The sequence below is a fragment of the Trabulsiella guamensis ATCC 49490 genome, from assembly GCF_000734965.1.
Lineage (GTDB): Bacteria > Pseudomonadota > Gammaproteobacteria > Enterobacterales > Enterobacteriaceae > Trabulsiella > Trabulsiella guamensis.
Genome location: NZ_JMTB01000078.1, coordinates 23,882 through 39,371, shown reverse-complemented (window position 1 = coordinate 39,371; position 15,490 = coordinate 23,882). Strand labels below are relative to the sequence as shown.

At 56.2% G+C, this 15,490-nt stretch carries 12 protein-coding genes; 7 read left to right on the top strand and 5 right to left on the bottom strand.

Annotation, left to right across the window (positions count from 1 at the left end):
- Positions 1 to 110: 110 nt before the first annotated feature.
- From ypfJ to ypfH, 3 genes are all read left to right on the top strand, one after another.
- The gene (gene ypfJ, locus GTGU_RS11510; RefSeq protein WP_038156971.1) at positions 111 to 974 is read left to right on the top strand and encodes a KPN_02809 family neutral zinc metallopeptidase; all 864 of its coding nucleotides are present in this window, start codon (positions 111 to 113) and stop codon (positions 972 to 974) included.
- A gap of 8 nt (positions 975 to 982) precedes the next feature.
- A complete protein-coding gene (locus GTGU_RS11505) occupies positions 983 to 2,998 on the top strand; it encodes a tRNA(Met) cytidine acetyltransferase TmcA (protein ID WP_038156969.1) in 2,016 nt (671 codons plus the stop codon).
- Positions 2,999 to 3,071: 73 nt separating this feature from the next.
- Positions 3,072 to 3,770, top strand: coding sequence for an esterase (ypfH, locus tag GTGU_RS11500; RefSeq protein ID WP_038156966.1), 699 nt, complete (start codon positions 3,072 to 3,074; stop codon positions 3,768 to 3,770).
- Positions 3,771 to 3,808: 38 nt separating this feature from the next.
- Here ypfH and GTGU_RS11495 read toward each other — a convergent pair whose 3' ends face one another.
- Genes GTGU_RS11495 through GTGU_RS11485 form a run of 3 tightly spaced genes read right to left on the bottom strand, consistent with a single transcriptional unit; the run spans position 3,809 to position 5,555 of the window.
- Positions 3,809 to 4,009, bottom strand: a complete 201-nt coding sequence (locus GTGU_RS11495) for a YpfN family protein (protein ID WP_038156962.1) — start codon at positions 4,007 to 4,009, stop codon at positions 3,809 to 3,811.
- 26 nt (positions 4,010 to 4,035) lie between these two features.
- A complete protein-coding gene (dapE, locus tag GTGU_RS11490) occupies positions 4,036 to 5,163 on the bottom strand; it encodes a succinyl-diaminopimelate desuccinylase (RefSeq protein ID WP_038156959.1) in 1,128 nt (375 codons plus the stop codon).
- A gap of 32 nt (positions 5,164 to 5,195) precedes the next feature.
- Positions 5,196 to 5,555 (bottom strand): ArsC family reductase, encoded by a 360-nt coding sequence (locus GTGU_RS11485; protein ID WP_038156957.1) that lies wholly within the window; start codon positions 5,553 to 5,555, stop codon positions 5,196 to 5,198.
- Between the two features lie 349 nt (positions 5,556 to 5,904).
- On the opposite strand from GTGU_RS11485, the gene ypfM reads away from it, so the two are divergent.
- A complete protein-coding gene (gene ypfM / locus GTGU_RS25730; protein WP_001386977.1) occupies positions 5,905 to 5,964 on the top strand; it encodes a protein YpfM in 60 nt (19 codons plus the stop codon).
- A 149-nt stretch (positions 5,965 to 6,113) separates the two neighbouring features.
- Here the strand turns inward: ypfM and acrD are convergent, their stop codons facing one another.
- Complete coding sequence (gene acrD, locus GTGU_RS11480) at positions 6,114 to 9,227, bottom strand: multidrug efflux RND transporter permease AcrD (RefSeq protein ID WP_038156955.1); 3,114 nt, start codon at positions 9,225 to 9,227, stop codon at positions 6,114 to 6,116.
- A 330-nt stretch (positions 9,228 to 9,557) separates the two neighbouring features.
- Between acrD and aegA the strand changes: the two genes are divergently transcribed.
- From aegA to GTGU_RS11465, 3 genes are all read left to right on the top strand, one after another.
- Positions 9,558 to 11,540: a formate-dependent uric acid utilization protein AegA gene (gene aegA / locus GTGU_RS11475; RefSeq protein WP_038156952.1), complete on the top strand. Its 1,983-nt coding sequence runs from the start codon at positions 9,558 to 9,560 to the stop codon at positions 11,538 to 11,540.
- A gap of 57 nt (positions 11,541 to 11,597) precedes the next feature.
- Complete coding sequence (gene nudK / locus GTGU_RS11470; protein WP_038156951.1) at positions 11,598 to 12,173, top strand: GDP-mannose pyrophosphatase NudK; 576 nt, start codon at positions 11,598 to 11,600, stop codon at positions 12,171 to 12,173.
- Between the two features lie 129 nt (positions 12,174 to 12,302).
- On the top strand, positions 12,303 to 13,346 hold the full coding sequence (locus tag GTGU_RS11465) for a DUF1176 domain-containing protein (protein WP_038156948.1): 1,044 nt from the start codon (positions 12,303 to 12,305) through the stop codon (positions 13,344 to 13,346).
- Here GTGU_RS11465 and tkt read toward each other — a convergent pair.
- Positions 13,336 to 15,330 (bottom strand): transketolase, encoded by a 1,995-nt coding sequence (tkt, locus tag GTGU_RS11460; RefSeq protein ID WP_038156946.1) that lies wholly within the window; start codon positions 15,328 to 15,330, stop codon positions 13,336 to 13,338. The two genes, GTGU_RS11465 and tkt, sit on opposite strands and share 11 nt — an antisense overlap.
- Positions 15,331 to 15,490: the final 160 nt, after the last annotated feature.

Below are 15,490 nucleotides of genomic sequence, written 5' to 3'. Positions count from 1 at the left end.
TCAGAGGAGATTAATCCGTCCTCTGAGTTTTGTCGCTTCGTTTCCTATGGTAATCCGCCGCCGAACCGCCTACGATCTTATCTATTATCAATAAAGAGTTTGAGGTTGTTATGCGCTGGCAAGGTCGTCGCGAAAGCGACAATGTTGAAGACAGAAGAAGCGATTCTGGTCCATCAATGATGGGCGGGCGCGGGTTTCGCGTGCCCACCGGTAAGGGCGGGATTATCCTGCTGGTGGTGGTACTCGTCGCCGGTTATTACGGCGTGGATCTCACCGGACTGCTGACCGGGCAACCGATTTCACAGCAGTCAACGCAACCCTCTATCAGCCCGAATGACGATGAAGCGGCTAAATTTACCTCGGTGATCCTGGCAACCACGGAAGATACCTGGGGTCAGATCTTCGAGCAGTCTGGCAAACAGTATCAGCAGCCGCGTCTGGTCATGTATCGCGGCGCGACCCGTACCGGTTGTGGTACAGGTCAATCGGTCATGGGGCCGTTTTATTGCCCTGCGGACAGCACCGTTTATATCGATCTTTCCTTCTACGATGACATGAAAAAGAAACTGGGCGCCGATGGTGATTTCGCTCAGGGCTATGTCATTGCCCATGAAGTGGGGCACCACGTGCAGAAACTGCTCGGCATTGAGCCGAAAGTACGGCAGATGCAACAGGGCGCCTCGCAGGCGCAGGTAAACCAGTTGTCGGTGAGAATGGAACTGCAGGCGGACTGCTTCGCTGGCGTCTGGGGCCACACCATGCAGCAGCAGGGTGTGCTGGAAGCGGGTGATCTGGAAGAGGCGCTGAACGCGGCTGAAGCCATCGGCGATGACCGACTGCAACAGCAGAGCCAGGGGCGTGTTGTGCCGGACAGCTTTACTCACGGAACCTCGCAACAACGCTACACCTGGTTTAAACGCGGCTATGATGGCGGCGACCCGGCGCAATGTAATACCTTCGGCAAAGGGTTCTGATCCTGCTGATGGAGGCATTTTGCGCACTGACCGCGCGCATGAAACGGGAAGGTATCCGTCGCCTGTTAGTCATCAGCGGCGAGGCGGCGTGGAGTCTGCAACAGGCGACGGCGCTGCAACAGCAACTGCCCGGTGACTGGCTGAAGGTCGGGCCGCAGGTGCTGCCTGAGCCCTGGTGTCCACCAGACGCGCTGGCGAAACTGCTCGGGCGCGAATTCCACCATGCCATCTTTGATGCCCGCCGCGGCTTTGACGTCGCGGCCTTTGCCGCGCTCGCCGGGACGCTGCAGGCGGGAAGCTGGCTGGTGCTGTTAACGCCGCCGCTCGACACCTGGCCGCAACAGCCCGATGAAGACGCGCGTCGCTGGAGCGAATCCCCGCAGCCGCTTCCTGCTCCCCACTTTGTTCACCATTTCTGCCGTACCCTGTCGCGCGATCCGCAGACGCTTATCTGGCGTCAGCCGCAGCCGTTACCCGTTGCGGAATACCCGGCGAGAGCAACGTGGCACCCGGCAAACGGTGAGCCGGAAGCCGAACAAGCGGCGATCCTGGCACAACTGGCAGACTGCCCGCCGGGGGTCGTGGCAGTGACCGCAGAACGTGGGCGGGGAAAATCGGCGCTGGCGGGGATGCACATTCGCCAGCTCACGGGGACAGCCATCGTCACCGCTCCGGCGCGTGGTGCGACCGATGTCATGGCCGCTTTCGCCGGTGAGCGCTTTCGCTTTGTCGCGCCAGATGCGCTGCTGGCGTCACAGGAGCACGCTGACTGGCTGATCGTCGATGAAGCGGCGGCTATCCCTTCCCCGGTACTGCAAAAGCTGGTAGCGCGTTTCCCTCGCACACTGCTGACAACGACGGTGCAGGGGTACGAGGGCACCGGCCGGGGTTTTCTGCTGAAATTCTGCGCGCGCTTTCCCGACCTTCGCCAGTTGACGCTCTCCCGACCGATTCGCTGGGCGCCGGGCTGTCCGCTGGAGGAGATCATCAGCAATGCGCTGTTGTTCATTGATGACAGTATCACGCCTCTTCCGGCGGGTAAGCTTCGTTATGAAAGCGTGGAGTCCGATACCTGGCAGACGCAACCGGCGCTTCCCATCGCTATGTATCAACTGCTTTCCAGCGCTCATTACCGGACCTCACCGCTGGATTTACGCCGCATGATGGACGCCCCAGGGCAACATTTTGCCTGCGCCCGTAGTGACGCGGGGCTGGCGGGCGCATTGTGGCTGGTTGATGAAGGTGGGCTGAGCGATGATCTCAGTCGTGCTGTCTGGGCCGGGTATCGTCGCCCGCGCGGTAATCTGGTGGCACAGTCGCTGGCGGCGCATGGCGGAAGCCCGTTGGCTGCGACGCTCATCGGACGACGCATTACACGTATCGCGGTGCATCCGTCCCGCCAGCGTGAAGGTATCGGTCAGTCGCTGATTACTCGCGCCAGAGCGGCAGCGCAGGGCTGCGATTATCTCTCCGTCAGCTTTGGTTACACGGCGGAGTTGTGGCGGTTCTGGCAGCGCTGTGGTTTTACGCTGGTCCGCATGGGCGCATACCGTGAGGCGAGCAGCGGTTGTTACACGGCAATGGCGCTCCTGCCATTGACCGGGGCAGGCGAACGGCTCACCGCGCATGAACATCAGCGTTTGTGCCGCGACGAGCAATGGCTTGCCCCGTGGATCGATGAAAAGCTGCCACTGCCTGCATCATCCGACACTATGCTTAGTAATAATGCGCTTACTGATAATGACTGGGATGAGCTGGCGAGTTTTGCCTGGGCGCACCGGCCCTTCATCTCTGCCGTCGGCAGTCTGAATCGTCTGTTGCTGACCGTCGATTTAACGCTTCCGCTGTTGAGGGGGCGGGTGCGACAGCAGAGCGAAGAGCAACTGTGTTCTGTTGCCGGACTGAGGGGGCGTAAAGCGCTGTTAGTGCAGTTGCGTCATGAAACGGCGCAGGCGCTGGTCGTGCTCGATGCGCAGCGGGCCGCGCAGTTACGACGTCAGATGGAGCAACTGCAATTTTTTTAACGAACTCCTTCAGTTAAATGACATGGTCATTTTTTGGCTGAGTTCTACAATGGCAGGCACTAAGGAGACCGTCATGAAACACGAACATTTTGTCGTCCAGAGTCCTGCTAAACCCGCGCAACAACTGCTGCTGTTGTTTCATGGCGTGGGTGACAACCCGGTGGCTATGGGCGAGATTGGCAGCTGGTTTGCACCGCTATTCCCGGATGCGCTGATCGTCAGTATCGGTGGCGCGGAGTCGAGCGGCGTAGCGCCGGGACGTCAGTGGTTTTCAGTGCAGGGCGTGACGGAAGAGAGCCGTCAGGCGCGCGTCGACGCCATCATGCCAACCTTTATCGACATCGTCCGTTACTGGCAGACGCAGAGCGGCGTCGGGCCGCTGGCGACGGCGCTGATTGGCTTCTCGCAAGGGGCGATCATGTCGCTGGAAGGGGTGAAAGCCGAGCCGAATCTGGCCTCGCGGGTCATTGCTTTTAATGGCCGGTTTGCGACTTTGCCGACGACGGCTACCACCGCCACGACGGTGCATTTGATCCATGGCGGCGAAGATCGGGTCATAGAACTGGCGCATGCGGTTGCTGCTCAGGATGCGCTGTTGAGCGCCGGCGGCGACGTCACGCTGGATATAGTGGACAACCTCGGTCACGCCATTGACGAGCGCAGTATGCAACTGGCGCTTGATCATTTGCGTTATACCGTACCAAAGCACTATTTCGATGAAGCGCTGAGTGGCGGTAAGCCCAACGATGACGATATCATTGAACTGTTATGATCGTTTTGCCCGGCGGCGTTTTGCCTGCCGGGCAATATTCACTTCTTCGGCTGGTCTTTGTTCGGCCAGTCGTCTTCATCATCCCACTTATCGTTAAAGTCGCGATGCGGGGGAAGTTCCGGTTTGTTGGCAAGAAACTTCTTGTGGTCGACCCGGCTGAGATCCTTAATCACGTTAATGATGACCCCTACCAAAAACACCAGCACCAGTATCCACCAGTATTTTGCCAGCCATTCCATGCGCGTTACCTCTTAAGTCAAAATTATTAAGCGACGAGCTGTTCCATGATGCGCTGATACATGCGGGCAAGGAGCTGAAGATCAGCCGCATTAACGCATTCATTGATTTTATGAATGGTCGCGTTCACTGGCCCAAGCTCAACCACCTGTGCGCCCATCCGTGCGATGAAACGTCCGTCGGATGTTCCGCCCGTGGTCAGCAACTGTGGCTTAATTTCATTATAGTGCTCGATGGCATTAACGACTGCATCCACCAGTTTCCCGCGTTCAGTCAGGAACGGCTGACCGGAAAGCCACCAGTCTACGGTGTAACGCAACTGATATTTTTCCAGCAGCGCAACGACCTGCGCTTTGATCATCTCATCGGTCAACTCGGTGCTGAAACGGAAGTTAAACTGGACGAACAGATCGCCCGGGATCACGTTGTTGCTGCCGGTCCCGGCCTGAACGTTGGCAATCTGCATACTGGTCGGCGGGAAAAATTCATTGCCGTGATCCCATTCGATGCTCACCAGCTCGTTCAGCCACGGCGCAGCGCGGTGTACCGGGTTATCGGCGAGATGCGGATAGGCCACATGACCCTGTACGCCATGAATGGTCAGGTTGCAGGTCAGGGAGCCGCGACGGCCATTTTTGACCACATCGCCGACGACTGCGGTACTCGACGGTTCACCCACCAGGCAATAGTCAAGACGCTCACGACGCTCCATCAGCGCTTCAACTACTTTCACCGTACCGTTTTTCGCCGAGGCTTCTTCATCAGAGGTGATGAGAAACGCCAGACGACCGTTATGGTTCGGATGCTGTGCGACGAAACGTTCGGCGGCAACCACCATCGCGGCAAGGGAGCCTTTCATATCGGCAGCGCCACGGCCAAACAGCATACCGTCGCGGATCGTCGGTTCAAATGGCGGGTTGATCCAACGGTCGGCATCACCCGCCGGGACCACATCGGTATGGCCGGCAAACGCCAGCGTTTCGCCTTTTCCACGCCAGGCCCAGAAGTTCTGGGTATCGCCAAAGTCGAGATGCTCGACGGTAAAGCCAATATTTCGCAGGCGTTCAATCATTAGCGCCTGACACCCCGCATCATCGGGGCTCAGAGAGGGGCGGCGAATAAGCTGTTGGGCCAGCTCGATGACCGGGCACGACATAGACTACACCTCACATAAAAAGTCATCATCCCTCAGGAATGATTCTGAAAACAGGTCTGGTAACTGGCATCACTGAAACCCAGCAGCATAGGCTGACCGGGCGCGCAGAGCAATGGGCGTTTGATAATCGCTGGCATTTCGAGCATTAACGCGACGGCCGCATCGGCGTTGTCAATCCCGGCACGCACGGACTCGTCCAGTTTTCGCCAGGTCGTACCGCGGGTGTTGAGCAGGGCTTTCCAGCCTGATTCTGCAATAAAACTGCGTAATAATGCATCATCCAGCCCGTCAACGCGGTAGTCGTGGAAGCGATAGTCTATCTGATGCGCTTCCAGCCAGCAGCGGGCTTTTTTTATAGTGTCGCAGTTTTTAATGCCATACATAACGATCATGGTTAATCCTTTTGTTTTTAAGCAGGCGAATTTGTCAGATTATTCGAATAGTAAGGAGGCGAAGAATAATACACGAAAGTATTATCGGGGCATAATTTCTCATTGTGCAATGCATGATAATGCAGCATTTAAAATAGGTACAAGTGTACGCTGAAAAAAACTCGGATAATCCGCCGTGGCGGTATTTCAAAATATTGCTGTAAGTCACAATAAATTTAACCCGGTCGGTTCATATTTAACTCACGCCAGCACCCGTCCGCTGGCTTCGGTAATCACAGTGATTGGTTCAATGATCTTCACATTCACAATCAATTTACGTAGACTACTGAGAATTATAAGAGAGGTCGTTATGATTGAACGTGAACTGGGGAACTGGAAAGACTTTATTGAAGTTATGCTTCGTAAGTGATTCCGGAAACAAAAAGAAAACTAAAAGTACAGAATATGTAAAAAATTCTGACTTAAATCGAATCAGATAAAAGGCGACCCGCTAACGGTCGCCTTTTTCGATATATATTCTGAGCAAACTAAAAAGGCGACCCGAAAGTCGCCTTATATTTATTTTTGCCGTTCACGTAGCGGGAAACGTCGCCGTACCAGCACGAAAAACAGAGGCACGAAGAAGATCGCCAGAATAGTCGCGGAAATCATCCCACCCATGACGCCGGTACCCACCGCATGCTGGCTGCCGGAACCAGCACCGGAACTGGTGGCCATCGGCAATACGCCGAAGATAAAGGCCAGCGAGGTCATCAGAATTGGACGCAGACGCTGACGACAGGCCTCCAGCGTCGCGGTCAACAGATCTTCCCCTTTTTCATTCCTTTCATTGGCGAATTCCACAATCAGAATGGCGTTCTTCGCCGACAGGCCGATAACTGTCAATAACCCGACCTGGAAATAGACGTCGTTTTCCAGCCCGCGCATCCAGGTTGCCAGTAGCGCGCCGATAACCCCCAGCGGTACCACCAGCATCACGGAGAACGGTACTGACCAGCTCTCATACAACGCCGCCAGACAGAGGAACACCACCAGCAGCGAAACGGCATACAGTGCCGGCGCCTGCGCGCCTGACAAACGTTCCTGGTAGGACATCGCCGTCCATTCGAGACCGAAACCGCCCGGAAGCTGACGAACCAGGTTTTCCATGATATCCATCGCGGTGCCGGTACTGACGCCTGTTGCCGCTTCACCCACCACTTCTACTGCTGAATACCCGTTGTAACGCTCAAGCCGGGGTGAGCCGGTTTCCCAGTGTGACGAGGCGAAGGCAGAGAAGGGCACCATGGTGCCGCTGGTGTTACGTACATACCAGCGACCAATGTCGTCAGGCAGCATGCGGTATTTGGCGGCAGACTGCACGTAGACTTTCTTCACGCGACCGCGATCCATAAAGTCGTTCACGTAGCTAGAACCCCACGCGGTTTGCAGCGTGTCGTTGATATCATCAATGGATACGCCGAGCGCCTGCGCTTTGCGCTGATCGATATCGATCTGTAATTGCGGGCTGTCATCCAGACCGTTGTGACGCACACGTGTCAGGCGATCATCTTTCGCCGCCAGTTCCAGAAGCTGGTCACGCGCCGCCATCAACGCATCATGCCCGGCGCCGGCGTGATCCTGAAGTTCCATATCAAAGCCCGCAGAGCTGCCAAGACCGCTGATCGCCGGTGGGTTATTGGCAAAGACCCGCGCTTCGTTAATTTTCGCGAAGGCTTTCGTCGCCCGCTCGATAATGGCAAATGAGGTGCCGGTTTTGCTGTCACGCTCGTCCCAGTCTTTCAGGCGGATAAACATACGTGCGACGTTCTGCCCGTTGCCGCCAGGCCCGGAACCGACGGTGGCGAAAATCGAGGTCACATTGTCTTTTTCATGGCTAAAGAAATAGTCTTCGACCTTTTCAACCACTTTCAGCGTCTGCTGCTGCGTCGAACCGCTTGGTAACTGGACAGAGGTGAGGAACATGCCGCGGTCTTCCTGCGGCAGGAAGGAGGTCGGCAGGCGCAGGAACAGCACCACCATGGCGACCAGCAACAGGACGTAAATCAGCATCCACCGCAGGCTGCGGTGCAGAATTTTGCCGACATACGTTTCGTAGCGGCGCGCGTTAGCATTGAAATGGCGGTTGAACCAGCCGAAGAAACCGCGTTGACCGTGATGCTCGCCTTTGTGAAGCGGTTTGAGTAGTGTGGCGCAGAGCGCGGGCGTCAGGATCATCGCCACCAGTACCGACAGTACCATCGCGGAAACAATAGTGACCGAGAACTGACGGTAAATGGCCCCGGTGGTGCCGCCAAAGAAGGCCATCGGAATAAAGACTGCCGACAGCACCATCGCAATCCCCACCAGCGCGCCCTGGATCTGGCCCATCGATTTGCGCGTGGCATCGCGTGGCGACAGGCCTTCCTCACTCATAATACGCTCCACGTTTTCCACCACCACGATCGCATCGTCCACCAGCAGACCGATGGCGAGCACCGTCGCAAACATAGTGAGGGTGTTGATGCTGTAACCGAAGGCATAGAGGATGGCAAACGTCCCCAACAACACCACTGGCACCGCAATTGTCGGGATAAGCGTGGCGCGGAAATTTTGCAGGAACAGGTACATCACCAGGAAGACCAGCAAAATCGCTTCCAGCAGGGTTTTCACCACATCGGTAATCGACGCTTTGACGAACGAGGTGGTTTCATAGGCGATTTTGTATTCCAGACCGTGGGGAAAATACTCTGACAGTTCGTTAAGCCGCGAGATAACGCGTTCCGCCGTCGCCATTTCGTTGGCGCCGGAAGCGAGCTTGACCCCCAGACCGGACGCCGCGTTGCGGTTATAGCGGCTCAGGTAGTCATATTTCTCCGCCCCCATCTCGACGGTAGCAACATCGCCGAGTGTTACGACAGAGCCGTCCTGATTCACGCGCAGGGTAATGTCCCGGAACTGTTGTGGCGTCTGCAACAGTGACTGCGAGTTGATCGTCGCGTTTAGCGCTTGTTTGTCAACCGACGGCGTACCACCTAACTGACCGACGGCGATCTGCGCATTCTGAGAAGAGATAGCGTCGGTGACGTCCTTTGTCGTCATCTGCACACTGTTGAGTTTGGTCGGATCGAGCCAGATGCGCATGGAGTATTGCGAGCCGTAAGCGTCGATGTCGCCGACGCCGTTAACGCGGCTCAGCGGATCCTGAATATTACTGGCGACATAGTCAGCGATATCCTGCTTATCCATGCTGCCGTCCGTTGACACGAAGGCGATGGTCAGGATGTTGGTGTCACCGGTTTTACGCACCGTCACCCCTTGCGTCTGTACCGCCTGAGGCAGCTTACGCATCGCCGACTGCAACTGGTTTTGCACCTGCTGTACGGCCTCATCCGGATCGGTCCCTGCGGCGAAGTTCAGCGTAATGCTCGCCTGACCCGTTGAGCTGCTCTGTGACGACATATACATCAGGTTATCGAGACCGGTCATGTTCTGCTCGATCACCTGCGTAACGGTGTTTTCCAGTGTCTGTGCGGAAGCGCCCGGGTAGTTGGCGTTAATGCGTACGTTTGGTGGCGCAAGGTCGGGATATTGTTCCACCGGTAACGACAAAATGGCCAGCGTGCCGGTTAAGCACAACAGGATGGCCAGTACCCAGGCAAAAATGGGGCGATCAATAAAGAAATTCGCCATTGCAATCAGGACCTCATAATGCGTGTTTTATAGTTATCACGTTAGTCGTCACACTGTAGCCGCAAGGGCTGAAGCAATCGTGGAGAAAAAAAGGAGATAGTGTAAATAATCATGCGTCTTTACCCCGTGTCCATACAAAACTGATCTTCTCCATGGCTACCCCTTGTAGCATGGTGAATGAAACGTAGTTTCATTGCAGCGTGAATTTTTTGATCTGCCACAGGTAACCGGGAATTAATGCCCTTTTATGGGCAAATGAACATTGTCGGTCCTGCCATCGTCGGTTAATACAATAGCCTTATCAGGTGAAGGGTAAATGTCAGGGATACTATGAACCGATTTATTGTGGCGGACAGCCAAAAATGCATTGGATGCCGTGCATGTGAAGTGGCCTGCGTCATGGCGCATAACGGTGAAGCGCATGTATTGACACCCGCGCGCTTCCGGCCGCGGATCACTGTGGTAAAAAATGAAACGCAGCGCAGTGCGGTGACCTGTCATCATTGTGAAGACGCGCCCTGTGCACGAAGCTGCCCGAACGGCGCTATCAGCCTGCGAAATGACAGCGTTCAGGTGAATCAGGAAAAGTGCATTGGTTGCAAATCCTGCGTGGTGGCCTGCCCGTTCGGCACGATGCAAATGGTGGTGACGCCGGTTTCTACCGGCAAAGTGAAAGCCAGCGCGCACAAGTGCGATCTTTGTCTTGATCGCGAAAAGGGTCCTGCCTGCGTCGAGAATTGCCCGGCGAATGCCCTGCAGGTATTCAGCGAAGACGCACTGACCACGCTCTCCCGTCAGCGTCGTTTGCGCACGGCGCGTCAGGAAACGCAGGCCTGGCATGCCGATGCTCCCGTAACGCCCGCAGTTGCTTACGTCACCCTCGCTGAAAAAATGGCGAAAACCGTCACCCGTTTTGAACCGGACAAGCTCGACCTCGCGTCACGTAAAACCGGTTTTTCCGAAATCTTCCTGCCGTTTCGCGCGGAACAGGCCCGGCAGGCGGCGCAGCGCTGCCTGAAATGCGGCGAGCACAGCGTTTGTGAATGGACCTGCCCGTTGCATAACCATATTCCCCAGTGGGTTGAACGTGTAAAGGCGGGCGACATCGATGGTGCGGTAGCGCTCTCTCACCAGACCAACTGTCTGCCGGAGATTACCGGGCGCGTCTGCCCGCAGGATCGGCTCTGTGAAGGAGCCTGTACGCTGCGCGATACGCATGGCGCGGTATCGGTCGGCAACATCGAGCGTTACATTTCCGATCAGGCACTGGCGAAAGGCTGGCGGCCCGATCTTTCGCACGTGACCGCGACTGGCAAGCGGGTGGCGATTATCGGCGCTGGACCGGCGGGGCTGGCCTGTGCCGATTTGCTGGTTCGCCACGGCGTTGAGCCGGTAGTGTTCGACCGCCACCCGGAAATTGGCGGGCTGCTGACCTTTGGTATTCCGGCGTTCAAACTGGATAAATCCCTGCTTGCACGCCGCCGCGAGATTTTCAGCCAGATGGGCGTGCGCTTTGAGCTGAACTGTGAAATCGGTCGTGACATCCCGCTACAGACGCTGCTGGATGACTACGACGCGGTATTCGTCGGTGCCGGCACGTATCGCTCAATGAAAGCGGATCTGCCGAACGAAGACGCGCCAGGCGTGTATGACGCGCTGCCGTTCCTCATCGCCAACACCAAACGGGTGATGGGGCTTGAGGCGCTGCCGGACGAACCGTATATCAACACTGCCGGGTTAAACGTGGTGGTGCTCGGCGGGGGCGACACGGCGATGGACTGCGTGCGCACCGCATTGCGTCATGGCGCCAGTAAAGTGACCTGCGCCTACCGCCGTGACGAAGCCAATATGCCTGGCTCGAAAAAAGAGGTGAAAAACGCCCGCGAAGAGGGAGCGGAATTTGAATTCAACGTACAGCCAGTGACGCTTGAATTGGGTGATGACGGACAGGTATGCGGCGTTAAACTGCTGCGTACCCGCATGGGCGAGCCGGATGCCAAAGGGCGTCGTCGACCGGTGCCTGTCGAAGGCAGTGAGTTTGTGATGCCCGCTGATGCGGTGATCATGGCGTTTGGTTTTCATCCTCACGGTATGCCGTGGCTGGAACGGCAGGGCGTACAGGTTGATGACTGGGGGCGCATTGCGGCAAACGTCGAAAGTCGTTATCCCTATCAAACGACTAATCCGAAAATCTTCGCTGGTGGCGATGCGGTTCGCGGCGCTGATCTGGTCGTGACAGCCATGGCGGAAGGGCGACATGCGGCACGCGGCATCCTCGACTGGCTGGAGGTGAAATTCTCTCAGGTGCATTGACGACAACGGGGTTCCACGGCGTAGTATGGTGATACCTGTTACTGCTGTGGAACCGTCATGTCGCTCACGATTAACGTCATCAAAGATAAAATCCTTTCCGAAAACTACTTCATTTTACGCAATATCACTTACGACCTGACCCCGACACATGGTGAAACCGTACGCCATAAGCGTGAGGTGTATGATCGCGGCAACGGTGCGACCATCCTGCTTTATAACCGTGAAAAGCAAACTGTGGTACTGGTGCGTCAGTTTCGTGTCGCCACCTGGGTAAACGGCAACGAAGACGGCATGCTGATTGAGACCTGCGCGGGTCTGCTTGATGATGACGAGCCGGAGGTGTGTATTCGCAAAGAGGCCATCGAAGAGACCGGTTTTGCAGTGGGCGAAGTACAGAAACTGTTTGAATTATATATGTCGCCCGGCGGTGTGACGGAGCTCATCCATTTCTATATTGCAGAATATCACGAAGGCCAGCGGGCGAATGCAGGTGGCGGTGTTGAAGACGAAGCTATTGAGGTGCTGGAAATCCCGTTTGTCCAGGCATTACAGATGGTCAGGAGCGGCGAGATCCGCGATGGTAAGGCGGTGATCTTGCTGCAATATTTGCAAAATTCATCTTTAATGCTTTGATTTTTATACATAAAACAACCTTTTTGTTGCATGGATCTATCCGATAAATCTGATTGAGTGCTACCGCTTCGCCAGTGAAGATACCGTCTCAGTATGTTGATGCTTTTTTCTCCTGGGGTAGTACCGTCCATGCGCTATCGCGTTATCCTCTTTTTGTTTTTCGGTTTGCTGCCGACGTCATTGACGTGGGCGGCGCCAGCACAGCAGGTATTTACTGACTGGCTGGTGACCTGCAATAACCAGAATTTCTGCGTGGCGCGCAATGTCGGTTTACACCACGGGCTGGTTATGTCCCTGAGCCGCAGCGCAGGGGCGCGTACGGACGCCATGTTGCGCATCGAAATGGGCGGGCTTGACGAACCGACCGCCAGCGTTTCAGCCATTGCCTCCCGACTCATGCTGGACGGTCAGCCACTCAAACCGGGCGGTGAACACTGGAAAATGGTGCCCTGGCAGCTCACCACCAGTGATAGCGCCACCATTAACGCCTTTCTGCAGCATGTGCAGGACGGGCAGGCGATCACGTTAGACAAAGGCCTGCAGGCCATTTCCCTGCAGGGGCTGAAAGCCGCGCTGCTGTTTATCGACAGTCAACAAAAACGCGTGGGCAGCAAAACCGCCTGGATCCGCAAAGGTGATGATCCGCCGCTCAGCGTCCCTCCTGCGCCCGCGCTGAAAAGCGTGGCGATAGTCAACCCCACGCCGACGCCGCTCACTCGCGAAGAGAGTAACGATCTGATGGATTACGGTAGCTGGCGGATGAACAACAGCCAGTGTTCGCTTGATCCGATGCGACGCGAAGTGTGGGTGACGGCGCTGACGGATGACAAAGCGCTGATGATGCTTAGCTGCGAATCCGGCGCTTATAACACCATCTACCGCGCGTGGTTCGTCTCCCGCCAGAAACCCTTTGCGGCACAACCGGTCCGGCTGCGACTGCCGTTCCAGCCTGCCAGTGAGACGCGCGACGTTGAACTGGTCAACGCCTCGTTTGATATCAAAAGCCGTGAGCTGGTGACGCTGGATAAAGCACGCGGGCTGGGCGACTGCGGCGTAACGACACGCTGGCGTTATGATGGTCAGCGTTTTCGTCTGGTCCGCTATGCCGGACAGCCCGAGTGTGATGAGTGGCAGGGGCCAGATGCCTGGCCCACGCTGTGGATCACCCGTTAAGCACTTTTTTCGCTTTCGCGACTACGTTTTCAACGGTAAAGCCGAAGAAGGGGAAGAGCTTATCGGCTGGTGCCGATTCGCCGTAACCCGTCATACCGACAATCGCGCCTTTCAGACCGACATATTTGTACCAGTAATCGACAATACCCGCCTCAACCGCAACGCGTGCCGTGACGTTTGATGGCAGCACCGATTCACGGTACGCCTCGTCCTGTGCATCGAAAACGTCGGTTGAGGGGAGTGACACCACGCGCACGTTCACCCCTTCAGCACGCAGTTTTTCGGCTGCCAGTACGGTGATCTCCACTTCCGAACCGGTGGCAATCAAAATGATGTCTGGCTTGCCGCCGGCGTCTTTCAGCACATAGCCGCCCCGGGCAATCTCCTGCACCTGTTCCGGCGTGCGTTCCATTTGGGTGAGGTTCTGACGCGACAGGATCAGCGCCGTGGGGCCGTCGTGCCGTTCCACTGCTGCTTTCCACGCCACTGCCGTTTCAACCTGATCGCAGGGACGCCAGGTGCTGAAATTCGGTGTCAGGCGCAGGCTGGCGAGCTGTTCAACGGCCTGGTGTGTCGGGCCATCTTCACCGAGTCCAATGGAGTCATGGGTATAGACCATGATCTGCCGCGCTTTCATCAGTGCCGCCATGCGGGCAGCGTTACGGGCATATTCCACAAACATCAGAAACGTCGCGGTATAAGGGACAAAACCGCCATGATGGGCGATGCCGTTGGCGATAGCGGTCATCCCGAATTCTCGCACGCCGTAGTGAATATAGTTACCCGCGGGATCGTCTTTCAGCGAGACGGAATTTTTCCAGATGGTCAGGTTGCTGGGCGCCAGATCCGCCGAACCGCCAAGCAGTTCCGGCAACAGCGGACCATAAGTATTGAGGGCGTTTTGCGATGCTTTACGGCTGGCGATTTTCGCCGGTTCCGATTGCATCTTCTCAATATACGCCTGCACCGTTTGCGACCAGTTATCAGGCAGGCCGCCGCTCATGCGACGTGTAAATTCCGCAGCCAGTTCCGGATGCGCTTTTTCGTAGGCCGCCAGTTTATCTTTCCACGCCTGCTGGGCTTTTTCGCCTTTTTCCTGCGCGTTCCAGCCCTGATAAATCTCTTTTGGAATTTCAAACGCCGGGTATTTCCAGCCCAGTTTCTGCCGCGCCAGTGCGACCTCTTCCTCACCGAGCGCCGCGCCGTGCGCTTCTTCCTTACCGGCTTTATTCGGCGCGCCAAATCCGATGACGGTACGGCAGATGATCAGCGAAGGCTTATCTTTCACGCTCTGCGCTTCCAGAATCGCTTTCTTCACGGCCTCCGGATCGTGACCATCGACGTCGTTGACCACATGCCAGTGATAGGCCTCAAAACGTTTGGCTGTGTCGTCGGTAAACCAGCCTTTAGTTTCGCCATCGATCGAAATGCCATTACTGTCATAAAAGCCGATGAGCTTACCCAACTCCAGCGTACCGGCGAGGGAACTGACTTCATGGGAAATGCCTTCCATCAGGCAACCATCGCCCATAAAGACCCAGGTGTAGTGATCGACAATGTCATGACCCGGACGGTTAAACTGCGCCGCCAGCGTGCGTTCGGCGATAGCCAGCCCGACAGCATTCGCCAGCCCTTGTCCGAGCGGGCCGGTGGTGGTTTCCACACCTGGTGTATAGCCCAGTTCCGGGTGACCCGGCGTTTTTGAATGCAACTGGCGGAAATTTTTCAGCTCTTCCATCGGCAGGTCGTAACCGGTCAGATGCAGCAGGCTGTACAGCAGCATCGAGGCGTGGCCGTTGGAAAGAATAAAGCGGTCACGGTCGTACCAGTGAGGATCCGTGGGATTGTGTTTGAGAAAGTCATTCCACAGCACTTCGGCGATATCCGCCATGCCCATCGGTGCGCCCGGATGGCCGGAATTGGCCTTCTGGACAGCATCCATACTTAAGGCGCGAATCGCGTTTGCAAGCTCTCTTCGGGACATAATTCACTCCGTCGCTTTGGTTTAAATTGGCGGTAAACCAGACAAAAAGCATAGCAGACGGGGCTGGCAATGCGGCGAAGACCCGGTAACATAGATAATCAAAATTAATAACAAGCAAACGTTTCTTTCAACAAGTATGGCGGCCATCAAAGTTTACGAA